Below are 18,000 nucleotides of genomic sequence, written 5' to 3'. Positions count from 1 at the left end.
GGCACGGCCGCATTGCACAATGCCGTCATGCCCTACATGCCCACTTTCGTCGCCCCCGCCCGCTTCAACGACGCCGCCGCCGCACTCGAACAGGTCAAGTCCATCTACCAGGGCGGCCTGGCGCATCTGCGCGAATCGATGCTGCGCTTCGTGGCCGGGGAGGCGCTGCCGGGCCGGGTGCGGGCCTGCTACCCCTTCGTGCGGGTGCACACGCACACGGTCTCGCGCCACACGCCGCCGGCCAACGCGGGGCTGAGCTACGGCTTCGTCGCCGGGCCCGGCCGCTACGAGACCACGCTGACGCGGCCCGACCTGTTCTCGCGCTACTACCTCGACCAGTTCCGCCTGCTGCTGGAAAACCACCAGGTCGAGATCGAGGTGGGCACCAGCACGCAGCCGATTCCCATCCACTTCTCCTTTGCCGAGAACGACCACATCGAAGGCACGATGAGCGAGGAGCGGCGCGCGCTGATGCGCGACGTGTTCGATCTGCCCGACCTGGGCGTGATGGACGACGGCATCGCCAACGGCACCTACGAGGCGCTGGCGGGCGAGGCGCAGCCGCTGTCGCTCTTCACGGCGGCGCGCGTGGACTACTCGCTGCACCGGCTGCGGCACTACACCGGCACCGCGCCCGAGTGGTTCCAGAACTTCGTGCTGTTCACCAACTACCAGTTCTACATCGACGAGTTCGTGCGCCTGGGCCACGAGGCCATGGCCGACGAGAAGAGCGAATACGTCGCCTTCATCGAGCCCGGCAACGTGGTCACGCGCCGGCGCGGGCTGGCCGCGGGCGCCAGCACCAACTACGGCGGCCTGCTCGACGGCAGCCAGGGCACGGCGCCGCCGCGCCTGCCGCAGATGCCGGCCTACCACCTGGTGCGCGAGGACTGCAGCGGCATCAGCATGGTGAACATCGGCGTCGGCCCGGCCAATGCCAAGACCATCACCGACCACATCGCCGTGCTGCGCCCGCATGCCTGGATGATGCTGGGCCACTGCGCGGGCCTGCGCAACGCGCAGCAGCTCGGCGACTACGTGCTGGCGCATGCCTACGTGCGCGAGGACCACGTGCTCGACGAGGAGCTGCCGCTGTGGGTGCCGATACCGGCGCTGTCGGAGATCCAGCTCGCGCTGGAAAAGGCGGTGGCCGACGTCACGCGCTACACCGGCCCCGACCTGAAGAAGATCATGCGCACCGGCACCGTGGCGAGCACCGACAACCGCAACTGGGAGCTGCTGCCGGGCAACCAGCCGCAGCGCCGCTTCAGCCAGAGCCGGGCCGTGGCGCTCGACATGGAAAGCGCCACCATCGCGGCCAACGGCTTCCGTTTTCGCGTGCCCTACGGCACTTTGTTGTGCGTGAGCGACAAACCGCTGCACGGCGAGATCAAGCTGCCGGGCATGGCCAACCACTTCTACCGCGAGCGCGTGGAGCAGCACCTGCGCATCGGCATGCGGGCCATCGACATCCTGCGCGAGCAGGGTTCGACCCGGCTGCACAGCCGCAAGCTGCGCAGCTTCGCGGAGGTTGCATTCCAGTAGCAGCGGGGTCTTCTTAGGGTTTTCACCTACCTCGAGATGTAGGCGGGCGACGCATTTCCCGGACATCATCCGGCAACATTGCTCACAACTGGAAACAAAATGCCTCGCTCGTCGCCCGAGAAGCTTTCTCGCCGCAACTTCAATGCATGGATGGCGGGCGCGGCCGCCGCTGCGGGCGCCGGGCATGCCGCCCTGTGGCCCCGGCTGGCTGGCGCGGCCGAGCCGCAGCTCGTTTCCAGGCTGCGCATCGTGATTCCGGCCAACGAAGGCGGCGGCTGGGACCAGACCGGCCGCGCGCTCGGCGCGGCGCTGCTGGCCTCGGGCGCGGCGGGCGAAGTGGTCTACGAGAACATCGGCGGCAAGGGCGGCACCATCGGCCTCGCAAAGTACGTCGAGAAATACGATGCCGACCCCGACACGCTGCTGATGAGCGGCATGGTCATGGTCGGCGCGGTGGCTCTGCAGAAGCCAGCCGTCACCATGGCCCAGGTGGCGCCGGTCGCGCGCCTCACCAGCGACTACGAAGTGGTGGCCGTGAAGGCCGACTCCCCCATCAAGACACCGAAAGACCTGATCGCCCAGCTGCGCGCCGATGCGGCCAAGGCCGTCATCGCGGGTGGTTCGGCCGGCGGCGTGGACCACATGTACGCCGGCATGCTGGCCCGCGTGGCCGGCAACACCGCGGGCCTGGTCTACCAGCCCTACCCGGGCGGCGCGCAGGTGGTGGAGGCGCTTGCCACCGGCAAGGCGGCGGCGGGCATCTCGGGCTTCAGCGAATTCAGCGCGGGCCTGTCGAACGGCACGCTGCGCGCGATCGGCGTGTCGTCGAAGCGGCCGTTCCTGGGCATTCCGTCGGTGCGCGAGCAGGGCGTGGACGCCGACCTGGCCAACTGGCGCGGCGTGCTCACCGGCAAGAAGGTGACGGCGGAGCGCCGGGCCGTGCTGCTCGAGGCGGTGCACCGCGCCACCATGGCCGACGTCTGGCAGAAGACCATCAAGCGCAACAACTGGGATGCGTACTGGATGGCGGGCAAGGATTTCGAGAGCTTCCTCGAGCTGGACCTGGCAATGGCCGGGCCGATGATCTACCTGCTCAAGCTAAAGGCCTGAGCGCGCGCTTCAGGCAAAGAGCTCTGGCATCTCGCGCTGCGCCTTCGGCGTGAGCGCGAGCGCGCGGCCGTCGAGCTCCTGGCGCACCCAGCCGCGGCGCAGCGACAGCTGGAGCCACGCCGCGCCGAGCGCGCCGCCCAGGTGCGGGCGGCGCTCGCTCCAGTCGAGGCAGGCGCAGGCAAAGCGCCGGCGCGAGCGGCGCACCGCATCCACCTCGACCCCCAGGCTCTCCAGCGCGATCGCGCCTTCGGGCGTGAGCTCGTACGAGCCGCTCTGCAGTCCGCTGAGCCAGCCCTGCGCATGCAGCCGGTCGTGCAGCGCGACGCCGGCGGCGCCGGCCATGTGGTCGTAGCAGGTGCGCGCGGCGCGCAGGCGGTTCGGCGTGCTGGGCTTGAACTGTGCGGTGCGCGGCGCGCCGGCCACCACCATCAGGCTTTCGAGCGCGGCCGCCACGTTGTCGCCCGCCAGCCGGAAGTAGCGGTGCTTGCCCTGCACGAGCAGCTCGACCAGCCGCTCTTGCTTGAGGCGCGCGAGGTGCGCGCTGGCGGTGGAGGGGGCCACCTCGGCCACGGTGGCCAGCTCGGTCGCGGTGCGCGCGTGGCCGTCCATCAGGCAACCGAGCATGCGGGCGCGCGCCGGCTCCGCGATGGCGCCGGCCAGGCGGGCCAGCTGCACGTCGGCATTGGAGGAAGAAGCCGGGGAAGAAGAACTCGTGTCCATGCGCCGATCCTAAGATGCCGCCGCATCCCACGCTTCGTTCGCGGCCGAAGTGTGGCGGCGGCGGCAATTGCACACTGCGCGGCATGAACACAAGCCCCACGCCTTCCTCCTTCGACGGCATGCCGCTCGACCCCGTCGCGGCCGTCACGCATGCCGATCCCTATCCCTTCTATGCCGAACTGCGCGCGGGGCCGCCGCTCGCGTGGAACGAGGCGCTGCGCCTGTGGGTCGCGAGCCGCGCGGAGGTGATCGAATCGCTGCTGCTCGCGCATGGCGCGCTGCGCGTACGGCCGGCGGCCGAACCGGTACCGCGCGCCATTGCGGGCAGCGCGGCGGGCGAGGTGTTCGGCCACCTCGTGCGCATGAACGACGGCACGGCGCACCAGGCGCATCGGCCCGCGCTGGAGCGTGCGCTGGCGGGGCTGGACCTGGGCGCAGCACGCAGGGCGGCCTTGCGAGTTGCGCATGGCGTGCCGGCGCAACCCTTGTCGGACGCGCTGTTTTCCATGCCGGTGCGGACCGTCGCGCACCAGCTGGGCTTTGCCGATGAGGCGCTGCCGCAGGTGGACCGGTGGATGCGCGATTTCGTCGCCTGCCTGTCGCCGCTGTCCACGGCGCAGCAGCTGCAAGGCGCCAGCGCCGCCGCGGGCGAGCTCATGACGCGCTTCGAGGCGCTGGCCGCGGGCGCAGCGCCGCGCGACGGAACACTGCTCGCGGCCGTGCTCGCCGAAAGCCAGGCCAGTGCACCGCTCTCGCGCGCGCTGCTCGCGAACCTCGTCGGCCTGCTCTCGCAGACCTGCGATGCGACGGCCGGCCTGCTCGGCAACAGCCTGGTCGCGGTGATGCGCGATCCGTCGCTTCGGCAGGCCGCGCAGACCCAGGGCGGGCTGCTGGCGATCGCGGAAGAGACGGCGCGGCACGATCCCTCGGTACACAACACGCGGCGCTTCGTGGCCGAGCCCGTCACCATCGCGGGCACGCCGCTGGCGGCGGGCGATGCGGTGCTGCTGGTGCTGGCCGCGGCCAACCGCGATCCCGCGCTCAACCCTGAGCCCGAGCGCTTCAGCCTCGTGCGCCCGCGGCGCCGCATGCTGGGGTTCGGCCACGGCGTGCATGCCTGCCCGGGCCAGGTGCTGGCCTGCACGCTGGCCGCCGCCGGGCTCGAGGCGGTGCTGCATCGCACGCCCGATCTCGCGGCGCTGCGCGCGCGCGGCTGGCACTACTGGCCCTCGGTCGCCGCGCGCATTCCCGTCTTTCATTGACGGGAGCGCGAAGGCCGCTCAGGCGCGCGCGGAAGCCCAGCGCCCGGTGCCTTCGAGATGCGGCGACAGCGCCGCATCGCCCCAGCGCAGCGGCAGGGCGGCGGGCCGGCGCAGTGCATGCTCCACATGCAGCCGCAGCAGCCGCTCGGCGCCTTCGAACTCGGCGATCTCGGGGCCGTCGAGCATCAGCTCCGCGGTGGCTGCCACATGCAGCAGATCGCCGTTGTCGTAGTCGATGAACAGCAGGCCCGCGCGCGGATGGGCCACCAGGTTGCCCAGCGTGTTGAAGAAGCGGTTGCCGTTGAAGTCGGGCACCGTGAGCACGCCGCCCGCGTCGACGCGAACGAAGCCGGGCCGGCCGCCGCGGTGCGACACGTCGACGCCGTGCGAACGTGCATCGGCTTCGTCGCCAATGGCCGCATCGCCTGGGTACGCAGTGGCGATGAACAGCGTGTCGGCGCTGCCGATGAGCCGCTGTGCGTCGAGGTCGAGCGCATCGAGCCGCTGCACGGGCGCGCTGCCGTCGCGCGCAGCCACCAGTTCCGGCTCGCGCGCCTGGATGTAGCGCGGGCAGTTGCCGAAGCTCTGCTGCACCGCGACCATGAAGCCACCCGCATCGAGCGCCTCGACCGTGCCGTTCATGCGGTTGCGCCGCCGCGTGTGCGGCTCGATGCCCAGCAGGCCCAGCGTGGCACCCTGCGCGAGCTGCCCGGCCAGCGGATCGCCAGTTGCCGGCAGCGCGTCGACGCGCAGGTGCGTGGCATCGGGCGAATGCGCGAAGCCCGCGGGCGCCGCGAGCACGCTGGCCCAGGGCTGCAGGTCGGCATCGAGGCTGCCGACCACGAGGAACGGCAGCTGCGCGAAGAATTCCCGGTGCTGGTCGGGCATGTAGTCGCGGATCACGCGCGGGCCCATGGCCTCCATGCGTTCGCGCCAGCCCGTCTGTATTTGCAGGGCGCGCTCGCCGGCGTGGAACGGTGCGGCGATCATGATGCCGCCGCCGCAAGGCCGACCGGCGTGCGCACCATCGGCACGAAGCCGGGCAGCGCCTCCACGCGCGCGAGCCAGGCGCGCACCTGCGGGTACGCATCGAGCGACACGCGGCCTTCGGGTGCATGCGCGACATAGGCGTAGTTCGCGATGTCGGCCAGCGTGGACGCGGGCCCGGCCAGGAAGGGCTGCTGCCCGAGGTGGATCTCCATCACCGCGAGCAGTGCATGCGAACGCGTCACCGTCTCGGCGGGATCGGCGGCCAGGCCGAACAGCGCCATGACGCGTGCGGCGGCCGGCCCGTAGGCCAGCGGCCCCGCGGCCACCGAGAACCAGCGCTGCACGCGCGCCGCGCCCACCGGGTCGCGCGGCATCCAGCGCGCCGGATCGGCCGAATAGCGCTCGTTGAGGTAGACCAGGATCGCGTTGGAATCGGCCAGCGTGGTTTCGCCGTCCTCGATCACCGGCACCTGGCCGAAAGGGTTGCGCGCCAGGAACTCGGGCGTGCGGTTGTCGCGCTTCTTCAGGTCGAGCTCGATCACTTCGAAAGGCAGGCCGAGCATCGAGAGGAACAGCCGCACCCGGTGCACGTGGCCCGAGATGGCGCTGCCGTAGAGCTTGATGGGTTGGGCGGGGCGTGCGGCGATGGCGTTCATGGGAGGTCCTCTGGAATGTGGGAGTGGGCGTGATCCGGATTCTTCTCTATTGCGCCAAATGAATGAATAGCCATTTCTGTATTTGACTGCTGCGTTATTCGGTTTAATCCGGTTTAATCGCGCCATGGATCGTTTCAAGGCCATGCAGACCTTCGTGCAGATTGCCGACCAGGGCAGCCTGACCCGCGCCGCCGAGGCGCTCGGCAGCTCGCTGCCCGCGGTGGTGCGCGCGCTCGCCGCGCTGGAGGCGCACCTGGGCGTGCGCCTGTTCCACCGCACCACGCGCCGCCTCTCGCTCACCGAGGAGGGCCGCCACTACCTGCCGAGCGCGCGCGAGGTGCTGCTGGCGGCCGATGCCGCCGACCTCGCGCTCAAGGCCGAGGCGCGCGAGCCCGCGGGCCAGCTCACCATCACCGCGCCGGTGCTGTTCGGCCACATGTACGTGGCGCCCGCCATCACGCGCTTCATGCAGCGCCACGACAAGGTGCGCTGCACCGTGCTGCTGCATGACCGCACGGTGAACCTGCTGGAGGAAGGCATCGACGTGGGCATCCGCATCAGCCCGCTCGCGGATTCGTCGCTCGTGGCGCAGACGCTCGGCACCATCCGGCGCGTGGTGGCGGTGAGCCCCGACTACCTCGCGCGCCACGGCACGCCGCGCCATCCGCGCGACCTCCATGGCGCACCCTGCGTGCGCGGCCGCGTTGACGCGCCGCCGCAGTGGGTGTTCCACGAACGCGGCAAGACCATCAGCGTGACGCCGAGCTGCCGCCTCGAGTTCAACCACCTCGCCCCGGCCATCGAGGCCTGCGCCGCGGGCATGGGCTTCGGCACCTTCTTCTCCTACCAGGTGCTGCCGCATGTGGCACAGGGCCGGTTGAAGCTGGTGCTCGAAGATTTCGAGCCGCCGCCGCGGCCGGTGAGCGTGATCTATCCGAACGCGCGGCTGCTGCCGGCCCGCACGCGCGCCTTCATCGACTGGATGAAGACCGAGTTCAGTGGCCTTCGCATGTAGGTGGCTTTTCGTCTGGTTATTGCCCGGCGGCGGGCGCGGGCAGCGGCCGGCCCTCGCACAGCGCCGCGGCATCCACCGCCATGCCGCGCACCGCCTCTTCCATGCCGAGGTTCAGCACCGACATGAATTCGCCATTGCCGCTCGCCCAGTTGGCGCGCGTGCCCATGCCGTGGTACAGCCGCGTGGCGACCTCGCCGCCGGGCAGGGAATAGCTGGCCTTGAGCACCACGTGCGACACCAGGTTGAGCCCCGCGGACCATGCATGGGCCAGGCGCAGCGCCACCACGGCCGTGGCCTGCCGCGCGGCCGCGGGCGAAGCCGGCACGCCGGCGATGGTGCGCAAGCCGTAGCGCCGCGTCGACAGCAGCGCGTCGCGCGTCCATGCGCCCGCATCGCCGCTGCGCAGCGACTGCACCGACCTTGGCGTGGCATGGACCGTCGGCATCATCAGCGTGAGGTGGCCCGCATGGACCTGGCTGCTGCGCGCATCCTCGATCGCCGGCAGGTAGAGCGTGCAGCCCTGCGGCGCGCGCAGCGACTCCACCGGCGGGCTGTTCGGCCGCTGCGCCGGTTCAGGCGCCTGCTCGTAGACCATGTCGAGCGGCTCGCCCTCGGTCAGTGCATGCGAGCTGCCGGACAAGGCGCAGAGCGCGAACAAGGCCGCGTGCAGGCAGGGCTTCTTCTTCATGGCGCGGTGCTGCGGATCGAATACATCGCGCCGTCCTGGTCGCGGAACACGGCGCGCCCGGGCTGCTCGTCGAAGCTGTGCCCGGCCAGCGTGACCCACGAGCCGTTCACGTTGAAGCGCGCGGTCCGCACCGCGCCGGAACGCGCGCCAGCCAGGTCCATGCCCAGCACGTGCATTGTCTGCCGGACCGACTCGCGCATCACGGCCTTGATCACCCGGCCGTCGTTGGCCGTCAGGCGCCGGAGCACGGTGGCGCGGGTTCCGCCGCCGATCGGCGTCTGGAAGATGATGGCGCTGCGGTAGGAAGGCTCGCTGTTGCCGGCTTGCCAGAGCAATGCCGTGGTCCGCGTGGTGAAGGCGCCCAGGCCCGGCTCCAGCGCGTACTGCAGCAGCAGCACGAGGCAGGCGGGCCCGGCCTTCGTGGCCGCGATGCGCGCCTCATGCTCGGCCTTCGACGGCATGCCCGCGAGCACCTGCGACGAAGCGATCTTCAGCGCAAACGCGTTGGGCGCGTTCAGCAGCTCGCCGAAAGCCAGGCCGGCCTCGACGCGGTAGTCGTAGTCGAGCAGCGGGCCGACGATGGCGCCCACCTCGGCGCTCATCTCCTTCTGCCGCGACTGCTGCACCGACGAGTCGATCAGCGCGCCGATCAGCCCGCCGCCGGTGGCCGCGCTCACGCCGGGCGCCTGCGCCGAGAACATGAAGCTCTCCTGCGCGACGACCACGCGCACGTCGACCTCCCGGACCCCGGCCCGGTCCGCCGCCGCGAGCGGCCGATGGAAAGGCGCGCAGGCGCCGAGCAGCAGAACGGCCGAAAGCGCAGCCAGCGCCAACAGGAAACGAAGCATCCTTGGGTCTCCCCCGCGACATGCACATACGAAAGCGGCGAGAACACGCCGATGGGCGTGGATTGTGCCGGCAACTGTTTGTTTGCTACGAACCCGCGCCGCCTGTCCATCGGTTGAATCGCTGCCGGCACGCATCGCGAGCCTGCGTCAGAATGGCCGCGTGCCCTTCTCCTCTTCCTCCACCACCTCTCTCTTCCACGCCAGCCACCTTTGCAAGCGCTACGGCGGCACCACGGTCGTGGACGACCTGTCGTTCGAGATCGCGCCCGGCGAATGCCTGGGCGTGATCGGCCCGAACGGCGCCGGCAAGACCACCACCATCCGCATGTGCCTGGGCCTCACCACGCCCGACGGCGGCGACATCTGCGCGCTGGGCCTGCAGATGCCGCGCGACGCGCTGGCCATCAAGGCGCAGCTCGGCGTGGTGTCGCAGTTCGACACGCTCGACCCCGACTTCAGCTGCGCCGAGAACCTCGTGGTGTACGGCCGCTACTTCGGCTTCAGCAAGGCGCAGGTGCGCGAGCGCGTGCCGCAGCTGCTGGAGTTTGCGGCGCTCTCGCACAAGGCCGATGCAAAGCCGGGCGAGCTCTCGGGCGGCATGCGCCGGCGCCTCTCGCTGGCGCGCGCGCTGGTGAACGACCCCAAGCTGCTGCTGCTCGACGAGCCCACCACCGGGCTCGATCCGCAGGCGCGCCACCTGATGTGGGAGCGCCTGCAGGTGCTGCTGCAGCAGGGCAAGTCGATCCTGCTGACCACGCATTTCATGGACGAGGCCGAACGCCTGTGCTCGCGCCTGCTGGTGCTCGACCACGGCCGCAAGATCGCCGAGGGCCGTCCGCGCGACCTGATCGCCGAGCACCTGGAGCCCGACGTGGTCGAGGTGTATGGCAACGGCGCGCTCTCGCTGGCCGAGTTGCCGGAACTGAAGGCGATGGCGGCGCGCGTGGAGGTGAGCGGCGAGACGGTGTTCTTCTACACGCAGGACGCGCGGCGGCTGCTCGATGCGCTCACGCAGCGTGGCGGCCTGCGCACCTTCCACCGTCCTGCGAACCTCGAAGACCTTTTTCTCAAGCTCACGGGTCGGCAGATCCGCGAAGACGGCTAGGCCACGACGATCATGAATACGACGACTGCAAGCTCTTCTTCTGCCGCGGCATCGCCGCCGGCCCGCTCCGTGTGGCGCGCTCCCGAGCTCTCGCTGCGCTGGTGGCCCGTGTTCCTGCGCAACCTGCTGGTGTGGCGCAAGCTCGCGATTCCCAGTCTCATCGGCAACATCGCCGAGCCGCTGATCTGGCTCGTGGCCTTCGGCTACGGCATGGGCGCGCTGGTGGGGCAGGTGGCGGTGGATGGCGTGAAGGTGCCCTACATCCTGTTCCTCGCGAGCGGCTCGATCTGCATGAGCGCGATGAATGCCGCGAGCTTCGAGGCGCTGTATTCGGCGTTCTCTCGCATGCAGGTGCAGAAGACCTGGGACGGCATCATGAACGCGCCGGTCGGCCTGGACGACATCGTGCTGGCCGAGATGCTGTGGGCGGCGTTCAAGTCGATCTTCACCGTGACCGCGATCCTGTTCGTGATGCTCGGGCTGGGCATCAGCCACAGCCCGAAGCTGATCGTCGCTTGGATGGTGCTGATCGGCGCGGGGATCACCTTCTCCTCGATCGCACTGATCTTCAATGCGCTTGCCAAGAGCTACGACTTCTTCACCTACTACTTCACGCTGTTCATGACGCCGATGATGTTCTTGAGCGGCGTGTTCTTTCCCTTGGAGCAGTTGCCTTCCGCCGTTCGCGCGGTGGCGGCTTGGCTGCCGCTGACGAATGCGGTGGCGCTGGTACGGCCGCTGTTCATGGACCAGTGGCCTGGTGACTGGTGGCTGCATGCAGGGGTGCTGGCGGTGTATGCGGTGGTGGCTTTCTGGGTGGCGCTGGCGTTGACTCGGAAGAGGTTTGGGGGGTAGGTTTTTTTCCGGGGCCGGGTCTCGCCCCGGCCCCCGAAAAGCCAACACCCAAACGAGCCCAAAACGAGCCCAAAACAATTACATTGCACACAATTCAATTGCGAACTACAATTCCAGCCATGCGCAGCACCCCACAAGCCTCAGACGAAATGCTCAAGCTGGACAACCAGCTCTGCTTCGCCGTCTATTCCGCCTCATTGGCCATGACCCGCCTCTACAAGCCGGTCCTGGAAAAGCTGCAGCTCACCTATCCCCAATACCTCGTCATGCTCGCCCTCTGGGAGCAGGACGGCCCCACGGTCTCCGAGCTCGGCGAGCGCCTCTCGCTCGACTCCGGCACGCTCACGCCCCTGCTCAAGCGGCTCGAAGCCGTCGGCTATGTCACGCGGCTGCGCGACGTGGCCGACGAGCGCCGCGTGCACATCACGCTCACCGCCGCCGGCCGCAAGCTCAAGGCGCGCGCCGCCAGCGTGCCCGGCTGCCTCATAGCCGCGGCGCAATGCTCGGTGCCTGAACTCATCTCGCTCACCCAGCAGATCCAGACGCTGCGCGACCGCATCAGGAAAGCGGCCTGACACGCACGCACCCAAGACAGGTTTCTCCCGCTTCTATCCAAGAAGCTCTTTTTCACCACCCTCACCAACCGAAGGAATCACCACCATGACCACCAAGCTCGACAAGGTTCTCTACACTGCTGAAGCCCACACCATCGGCGGCCGCGACGGCGCAGGCAAGTCCAGCGACGGCGCCATCGACGTCAAGCTCAGCTCGCCCGGTTCGGGCAAGCCCGGCACCAACCCCGAGCAGTTGTTCGCGGTCGGCTATGCCGCCTGCTTCATCGGCGCGATGAAGGCCGTCGGCCCGAAGATCGGCGTGAAGGTGCCCGAGGACGTGGCCATCGACTCCAGCGTTTCCCTTGGCCCGACGAATGGCGGCGCCGCCTACGGCATCGCCGTGAAGCTGGCCATCACGCTGCCGGGCCTGGACGCCGAGCAGAAGCAGAAGCTGGTCGACACGGCCCACCAGGTCTGTCCGTACTCGAACGCCACGCGCGGCAACATCGACGTCGAACTCTCGATCGCCTGATTCCGTCCCCCTGCACAGGGAAAAAAAGCAGAGCGTCCCGGCCACAAGCCGGGGCGCTTTTTTCTTTTTCATGGCCGGCGTTGTCCCGCGGGCGACGCGGAAAAGGGAAACGCGATAGCGCCTTTCATCGAGCTTGGCTAATGTGGCTGCAGCACGCGCCATCCCCGCAACCCACACCACCACCATGGAGATCGACACCATGAGCACCACCACCAGCTTCCTGATCCGCAAGGGCGAACTCGCCACCACGCGCCTGCACACGGCCACCGACCAGCCGCTGGCCGACGGCCAGGTGCGCGTGCGCATCGACAGCTTTGCGCTCACCTCCAACAACATCACCTACGCCGCCTTCGGCGATGCGATGAGCTACTGGCAGTTCTTCCCGTCCACGGAAGAAGGCTGGGGCAGCATCCCGGTGTGGGGCTTTGCCAGCGTGGTGCAGTCGCTGCATCCGGGCGTGGCGGTGGGCGAGCGGCTCTACGGCTACTGGCCGATGTCGTCTGGCGCCGTGCTGAGCCCCGACCGCCTCTCGCCCGGGCGCTTCACCGATGCCGCCGCGCACCGCGCCGAGCTGCCCGCGGTCTACAACCAGTACTTCCGCTGCAACGCCGATCCGCTCTACACCGCCAACACCGAAGACGTGCAGGCGCTGCTGCGCCCGCTGTTCATCACCTCGTGGCTGATCGACGACTTCATGGCCGACAACGATTTCTTCGGCGCCAACACCATGCTGCTGTCGAGCGCATCGAGCAAGACGGCCTACGGCACCGCCTTCCAGCTGCACCAGCGCGAAGGCATCGAGGTGATCGGCCTGACCTCGCCCGCCAACGTGGCCTTCTGCGAGGGCCTGGGCTGCTACCACCGCGTGCTGACCTACGACGCGCTCGACGGCATCGCGGCCGCCACGCCCTGCGTCTATGTGGACTTCGCGGGCAACGCCGGCCTGCGCAACGCGATCCACGCGCGCTTCACCAACCTCAAGTACAGCTGCTCGATCGGCGGCACGCACGTGGAGCAGCTCGCGGCCAAGGGCGCGGGCAAGGACCTGGCGGGTCCGCGCGCCACGCTGTTCTTCGCGCCGGCGCAGATCAAGAAGCGCACCGCCGAATGGGGCGCCGACGAATTCGGCCGGCGCATGGTGGCCGCATGGCACCACTTCCTGGCCACCGTGACCGATGCGAAGAGCCCCTGGCTGCGCGCCGAGCACCACCACGGCGGCGAGGCGGTGCAGGCCGCCTACGCGCAGGTGCTGGCCGGCAAGGGCGACCCGCGCACCGGCCATATCCTTTCGCTTTACAAACAACCGGGCGGCCTCTGACATTCCGGGGGCCGGGGTGGCGACAATCGCCGCATGACCCTTTCCCCCGCAGCGCCCGCGAACACCCACCCTTACGAGAACCTCACGCCCGACGTGGTGCTGGACGCCCTGGCAATGCTCGGCCTGCACGGCGATGGCCGGCTCACCGGGCTGAACTCCTATGAGAACCGGGTCTATCAGGTCTACCTGGAAGACCGCAGTGCCGTGGTGGTCAAGTTCTATCGCCCCGAGCGCTGGAGCGAAGCCGAGATCCTCGAAGAGCACGGCTTCTCGCTCGAACTGGCGGCGGCCGAAGTGCCGGCCGTGGCGCCGCTGGCTTTCGACGGCGCCACGCTGCACCGCCACGGCGGCTTTGCCTTCAGCGTGAGCCCCTACCGCGGCGGCCGCGCGCCGGAACTGGACGATTTCGAAGTGCTCGAATGGGTCGGCCGCTTTCTCGCGCGCATCCACACGGTGGGCAGCGCCCGGCCTTTCGAGGCCCGGCCCGCGCTCGATCTGCAAAGCTTCGGCATCGCCTCGCGCGACTGGCTGCTGGCCAACGACAAGGTGCCGCTCGACGTGCAGCGCGACTGGGAAAAGGCCTGCAACGAAGCGCTGGACATGATTGCCGCCACGGCGCTGGCGGTGAACGCCCCGGCCTCCGACTTCAAGCCGCGCAAGCTGCGCCTGCACGGCGACGTGCATCCCGGCAACATCCTGTGGACCCCGACCGACCGGCCCGGCGGCGGCCCGCACTTCGTCGACCTGGACGATGCGCGCACCGGCTTCGCGGTGCAGGACCTCTGGATGCTGCTGTCGGGCGAGCGCGCGCAGCGCACCGCGCAACTCTCGGGGCTGCTCGACGGCTACGAGCAGTTCCGCGAATTCGACCGCCGCGAGCTCGCGCTGATCGAGCCGCTGCGCACCCTGCGGCTCATCCACTACAGCGCCTGGCTCGCGCGGCGCTGGGAAGACCCGATCTTCCCGATCAACTTTCCGTGGTTCGGCTCCAGCGACTACTGGAAGGGCCAGATCCTCGTGCTGCAGGAGCAGTGCGAGCAAATGGCGGAAGAGCCGCTCTACGCCTGAGGACGGTCCTCGGCCGCGAGGCTTTCCGCCACGCCCTGCAGCAGCCGCTCGACCAGCACGTTCGGCGGCCCGCTGCGCCACACGCCATGAGCCTCCGATTGCGCCACCGCGCGGTCGAGCGGCCGGAACACCGCGCCGCGCAGGGCCGAATGCCGCATCGCCTGCGGCACCAGCGCCACGCCCATGCCCTGCGACACCAGCGAGACCACCGCGAGCCAGTGGCGCACCTCGTGCCGCACCTCGGGCAGGAAGCCGGCGTCGGCGCAGATCGACAGGATGCGCTCGTGATAGTCGGGCGAGGCTTCGCGCGAGAACAGCACGAAGGGTTGGTTGCGCAGGTCGGCCGGCGCGAGCACGCGCTTGCGCGCGAGCGCGTGGCCCGAGGGCAGGCAGCACACGAAAGGCTCGGACAGCAGCAGCCGGTGCTGCAGCTCGGGCGGCATGCGGCTGGTGTGCACGAAGCCCAGGTCGAGCCGGTCGTGCAGCAGCTCGGCGATCTGCACGCCTGAATTGAGCTCGGCGAGCGTGATGCGCACCGCCGGGTGCCTGACCTGGAACGCACGCAGCGCCTGCGGCAAGCCGCGATAGAGCATCGCACCGACGAAGCCGATGCGCAGGCGCCCCGCCGAGCCCGCGGCCACGTCGCGCGCCTCCAGCGCCGCCTCTTCCGCCTGCAGGAGCAGCCGCCGCGCCGAGATGCGCAGCGCCTCGCCCGCATGCGTGAGGCGCACCTCCTTGCTGTTGCGCTCGAACAGCCGCGCGCCCACCGACTCCTCGAGCTGGCGGATGGCCACCGACAGCGGCGGCTGCGAGATCGACAGGCGCCGCGCGGCGCGCCCGAAGTGCAGCTCCTCGGCCAGCACGGAAAAGTAGCGCAGGTGTCGCAGTTCCATGAATAGGCAAATCGAATCGAACAAGACCTATTCGATATTAGACACGGATCGCCTGGAAACCAACAATGCGGCGAACCAGGAGACAAACGCATGGCCCAGAACGACGCCACCGCCGCGCACGCACACCCGATTCCCGACCGCCACGGCCAGAACCTGTTCAGCACCGACACCGAGCTGCACAAGCTGCTCGCGCTCTACCTGCCCGCCGACCTGCTGGCCCACATGCAGCCGCATTTCGAGCGCCTGGGCGGCCTTGCGGGCGGCCTGCTCGACGATCTGGCCGGCACCGCCGACCGCAACCCGCCCACGCTGAAGCAGCGCACCCGCACCGGCCTGGACGAGCAGAAGGTCATCAAGCATCCAGCCTACGTGGAGATGGAACGCCTCGCGCTCAGCGAATTCGGCCTGGCTGCGATGTCGCACCGCGACCAGACGCTGGGCTGGAAGGGCAAGATGCCGCCGCTGGTCAAGTACGTGCTGACCTATCTCTTCGTGCAGGCCGAGTTCGGCCTGTGCTGCCCGGTCTCGATGACCGACTCGCTCACGCGCACGCTCAAGAAGTTCGCGAGGCCCGAGCTGGTCGCGCGCTTCCTGCCGCGGCTCACCTCGCTCGATTTCGACGAGCTCGCGCAGGGCGCGATGTTCATGACCGAGCAGGCCGCGGGCTCCGACATCGCGGCCACCGCGACGACGGCGCATCAGGAGGCCGACGGCAGCTGGCGCCTCACCGGCGACAAGTGGTTCTGCTCCAACCCCGATGCCGACTTTGCGATGGTGCTCGCACGCGCCGACAACGGCCCGGCCGGCATGAAGGGCGTGTCGCTGTTCCTGCTGCCGCGCCGGCTCGAAGACGGCAGCCTCAACCACTACCGCATCGTTCGCCTGAAGGACAAGCTGGGCACGCGCTCGATGGCCAGCGGCGAGATCCGGCTCGAAGGCGCGATCGCCTACCTGGTGGGCGAGGAAGGCCGCGGCTTCGTGCAGATGGCCGACATGGTCAACAACTCGCGCCTGTCGAACGGCGTGCGCGCCGCCGGCCTCATGCGCCGCGCGGTGGCCGAGGCCGAGTACATCGCCGCCGAGCGCCGCGCCTTCGGCCGCACGCTCGAGCAGATGCCGCTGATGCAGCGCCAGCTCGACAAGCTGCGCCTGCCGGCCGAGCAGGCGCGCACCATGGTGTGCCAGACGGCGCTGGCGCTCGCGCGCTCCGATGCCGGCGAGCCCGATGCCTACGCACTGCTGCGCATCCTCACGCCGCTCATCAAGTTCCGCGCCTGCCGCGATGCGCGCAAGGTGACGGGCGATGCGATGGAAGTGCGCGGCGGCTGCGGCTACATCGAGGAATGGAGCGACCCGCGGCTCGTGCGCGATGCGCACCTGGGCTCGATCTGGGAAGGCACGAGCAACATCGTGGCGCTGGACGTGATCCGCGCGGTGAAGCGCGAGGGCTCGCTGCCGGTGCTGCGCGCGCACTGCGAGCAACTGCTGGCCGATGCACAGCTGCCGCCGGCCTTTGCGAAGGCGCTGCGCGATGCACTGGCGCGCGCCGCCGCGCTGGCCGAGACCGCCGCGCGCGAAGGCGGCGACGTGCTGGCGCGCCAGGCCGCCTCGGCGCTCTACCACTGCACGAGCAGCATCGCGATGGCCTGGGAGGCGGCGCGCAGCGGCTCGGCCGCGCGCCTGCGCTGGGCCCAGCTGGTGCTGCTGCACCGCGTGCTTCCGCGCGACCCGCTCGCGCCCGACGCGATGCCCGCGGACTGGAACAGCGCCACCACCACGCGCACCGCCAAGGCCACGGCCTGATTCACGACACAAAGAACGGAGACATCACCTTGCGACACTTCACCCACCTCTTCGCGGCGTTGGCCGCCTGCGCCGCGCTGCTGGGCGCTGCACCCGCCGTGCAAGCCCAGGGGCCCTTCCCTTCCAAGCCCCTGGTGCTGGTCGTGCCCTTCCCGCCCGGCGGCCCAACCGACGCCATGGCCCGCACGCTGGCCGCCGAGATGAAGGACCGCCTCGGCCAGCCGATGATCGTGGAGAACCGCGCAGGCGCAGGCGGCAACATCGGCGCCGACTACGTGGCGCGCGCCGAGGCCGACGGCCATACGCTGCTGTTCGGCACCTCGGGCCCGCTCGCCATCAACGCGAGCCTCTACCGCAAGATCAGCTACGACCCCGTCAAGAGCTTCGCGCCGGTGATCCAGGTCGGCTACCTGCCGAACATCCTGGTGGTGAACCCCGCGCTGCCGGTGAAGAACGTGCAGGAGCTCGTCGCCTACGCCAAGGCCAACCCCGGCAAGCTCAGCTATGCGTCGTCCGGCAACGGTGCGTCGTCGCACCTGGCAGGCGTGCTGTTCAACTCGGTGGCCGGCACCGACCTGCAGCACATCCCCTACAAGGGCACGGGCCCCGCGCTCAACGACCTGCTCGGCAACCAGGTAGGCATGACCTTCACCGACATCCTCACCGCGCTGCCCTACGTCAAGACCGGCAAGCTGCGCGCGCTGGGCGTGGCCACGCTCGCCCGCTCCCAGGCGCTGCCCGAGGTGCCGACGATTTCGGAGCAGGGCTACAAGGGCTACGACGTGAGCGTGTTCTTCGGCATCGTCGCGCCCGCCGGCACGCCCGCGGACCGCGTGAGCAAGCTCAACCAGGCCTTCGCCGAGGTGCTGAACTCGCCCAAGGTGAAGCAGATGTTCGCGGCGCAGGGCCTGGAAGCCTCGGCGGACACCTCGCCGCAGAAGCTCGGGCAGTTCATCGTGAGCGAGTCGGCCAAGTGGAAGGACGTCGTCAAGAAGTCCGGGGCGCAGCTGGATTGATTTCGCCTTGTTGTTCGGAGCG

18 protein-coding genes are annotated in these 18,000 nt (G+C 69.5%); 12 read left to right on the top strand and 6 right to left on the bottom strand.

Annotated features, from left to right (window positions below):
• The first annotated feature begins 27 nt into the window (after positions 1-27).
• Both L1081_RS22035 and L1081_RS22030 read left to right on the top strand, forming a co-directional pair.
• Positions 28-1,545 carry an AMP nucleosidase gene (locus tag L1081_RS22035; protein WP_015867707.1) on the top strand — a complete coding sequence of 506 codons (1,518 nt, stop codon included), beginning with the start codon at positions 28-30 and terminating at the stop codon, positions 1,543-1,545.
• A gap of 99 nt (positions 1,546-1,644) precedes the next feature.
• Positions 1,645-2,655, top strand: coding sequence for a tripartite tricarboxylate transporter substrate-binding protein (locus tag L1081_RS22030; protein WP_489414078.1), 1,011 nt, complete (start codon positions 1,645-1,647; stop codon positions 2,653-2,655).
• Positions 2,656-2,664: 9 nt separating this feature from the next.
• On the opposite strand, the gene L1081_RS22025 is transcribed toward L1081_RS22030, so the two are convergent.
• Entirely contained in the window at positions 2,665-3,375 is a 711-nt protein-coding gene (locus L1081_RS22025; RefSeq protein ID WP_489414077.1) for an ArsR family transcriptional regulator, read from the bottom strand.
• Between the two features lie 83 nt (positions 3,376-3,458).
• On the opposite strand from L1081_RS22025, the gene L1081_RS22020 reads away from it, so the two are divergent.
• Positions 3,459-4,637, top strand: a complete 1,179-nt coding sequence (locus L1081_RS22020; protein ID WP_489414076.1) for a cytochrome P450 — start codon at positions 3,459-3,461, stop codon at positions 4,635-4,637.
• A gap of 18 nt (positions 4,638-4,655) precedes the next feature.
• Here L1081_RS22020 and L1081_RS22015 read toward each other — a convergent pair whose 3' ends face one another.
• Positions 4,656-5,627: a pyridoxamine 5'-phosphate oxidase family protein gene (locus L1081_RS22015; protein ID WP_489414075.1), complete on the bottom strand. Its 972-nt coding sequence runs from the start codon at positions 5,625-5,627 to the stop codon at positions 4,656-4,658.
• Positions 5,624-6,283, bottom strand: coding sequence for a glutathione S-transferase N-terminal domain-containing protein (locus L1081_RS22010; protein ID WP_489414074.1), 660 nt, complete (start codon positions 6,281-6,283; stop codon positions 5,624-5,626). The genes L1081_RS22015 and L1081_RS22010 overlap by 4 nt, the downstream gene beginning before the upstream one ends.
• Positions 6,284-6,407: 124 nt before the next feature.
• Between L1081_RS22010 and L1081_RS22005 the strand changes: the two genes are divergently transcribed.
• The gene (locus tag L1081_RS22005; RefSeq protein WP_489414073.1) at positions 6,408-7,298 is read left to right on the top strand and encodes a LysR substrate-binding domain-containing protein; all 891 of its coding nucleotides are present in this window, start codon (positions 6,408-6,410) and stop codon (positions 7,296-7,298) included.
• Between the two features lie 16 nt (positions 7,299-7,314).
• On the opposite strand, the gene L1081_RS22000 is transcribed toward L1081_RS22005, so the two are convergent.
• Together L1081_RS22000 and L1081_RS21995 are read right to left on the bottom strand one after the other, a co-directional pair.
• Positions 7,315-7,986, bottom strand: a complete 672-nt coding sequence (locus tag L1081_RS22000; protein ID WP_489414072.1) for a hypothetical protein — start codon at positions 7,984-7,986, stop codon at positions 7,315-7,317.
• Entirely contained in the window at positions 7,983-8,834 is an 852-nt protein-coding gene (locus tag L1081_RS21995) for a hypothetical protein (protein WP_489414071.1), read from the bottom strand. The genes L1081_RS22000 and L1081_RS21995 overlap by 4 nt, the downstream gene beginning before the upstream one ends.
• A 160-nt stretch (positions 8,835-8,994) precedes the next feature.
• On the opposite strand from L1081_RS21995, the gene L1081_RS21990 reads away from it, so the two are divergent.
• The 6 genes from L1081_RS21990 (at position 8,995) to L1081_RS21965 (ending at position 14,266) form a co-directional block, all read left to right on the top strand.
• Positions 8,995-9,939, top strand: a complete 945-nt coding sequence (locus L1081_RS21990) for an ATP-binding cassette domain-containing protein (protein ID WP_489414070.1) — start codon at positions 8,995-8,997, stop codon at positions 9,937-9,939.
• Positions 9,940-9,951: 12 nt separating this feature from the next.
• A complete protein-coding gene (locus tag L1081_RS21985) occupies positions 9,952-10,794 on the top strand; it encodes an ABC transporter permease (protein WP_489414069.1) in 843 nt (280 codons plus the stop codon).
• A 119-nt stretch (positions 10,795-10,913) separates the two neighbouring features.
• The gene (locus tag L1081_RS21980; protein ID WP_489414068.1) at positions 10,914-11,369 is read left to right on the top strand and encodes a transcriptional regulator, SarA/Rot family; all 456 of its coding nucleotides are present in this window, start codon (positions 10,914-10,916) and stop codon (positions 11,367-11,369) included.
• 85 nt (positions 11,370-11,454) lie between these two features.
• Positions 11,455-11,880 carry an Ohr family peroxiredoxin gene (locus L1081_RS21975; RefSeq protein WP_489414067.1) on the top strand — a complete coding sequence of 142 codons (426 nt, stop codon included), beginning with the start codon at positions 11,455-11,457 and terminating at the stop codon, positions 11,878-11,880.
• A 199-nt stretch (positions 11,881-12,079) separates the two neighbouring features.
• Entirely contained in the window at positions 12,080-13,198 is a 1,119-nt protein-coding gene (locus L1081_RS21970) for a DUF2855 family protein (protein ID WP_489414066.1), read from the top strand.
• A 33-nt stretch (positions 13,199-13,231) separates the two neighbouring features.
• Positions 13,232-14,266, top strand: a complete 1,035-nt coding sequence (locus tag L1081_RS21965) for a serine/threonine protein kinase (RefSeq protein ID WP_489414065.1) — start codon at positions 13,232-13,234, stop codon at positions 14,264-14,266.
• Here the strand turns inward: L1081_RS21965 and L1081_RS21960 are convergent.
• The gene (locus tag L1081_RS21960; RefSeq protein ID WP_489414064.1) at positions 14,257-15,159 is read right to left on the bottom strand and encodes a LysR substrate-binding domain-containing protein; all 903 of its coding nucleotides are present in this window, start codon (positions 15,157-15,159) and stop codon (positions 14,257-14,259) included. The genes L1081_RS21965 and L1081_RS21960 overlap by 10 nt on opposite strands.
• Positions 15,160-15,249: 90 nt before the next feature.
• Here L1081_RS21960 and L1081_RS21955 point away from each other — a divergent pair, with 90 nt between their 5' ends.
• Together L1081_RS21955 and L1081_RS21950 are read left to right on the top strand one after the other, a co-directional pair.
• Positions 15,250-16,962 (top strand): acyl-CoA dehydrogenase family protein, encoded by a 1,713-nt coding sequence (locus L1081_RS21955; RefSeq protein WP_489414063.1) that lies wholly within the window; start codon positions 15,250-15,252, stop codon positions 16,960-16,962.
• A gap of 29 nt (positions 16,963-16,991) precedes the next feature.
• Entirely contained in the window at positions 16,992-17,978 is a 987-nt protein-coding gene (locus L1081_RS21950) for a tripartite tricarboxylate transporter substrate-binding protein (protein ID WP_489414062.1), read from the top strand.
• Positions 17,979-18,000: the final 22 nt, after the last annotated feature.

Origin of the sequence: Variovorax sp. MSC1_012, from assembly GCF_023667525.1 — a bacterium.
In the GTDB taxonomy this organism is placed as follows: Bacteria; Pseudomonadota; Gammaproteobacteria; order Burkholderiales; family Burkholderiaceae_C; genus Variovorax; species Variovorax beijingensis_B.
The sequence above is the reverse complement of the archived record's forward strand: the minus strand, read 5'-3'. Positions and strand labels throughout refer to the sequence as shown.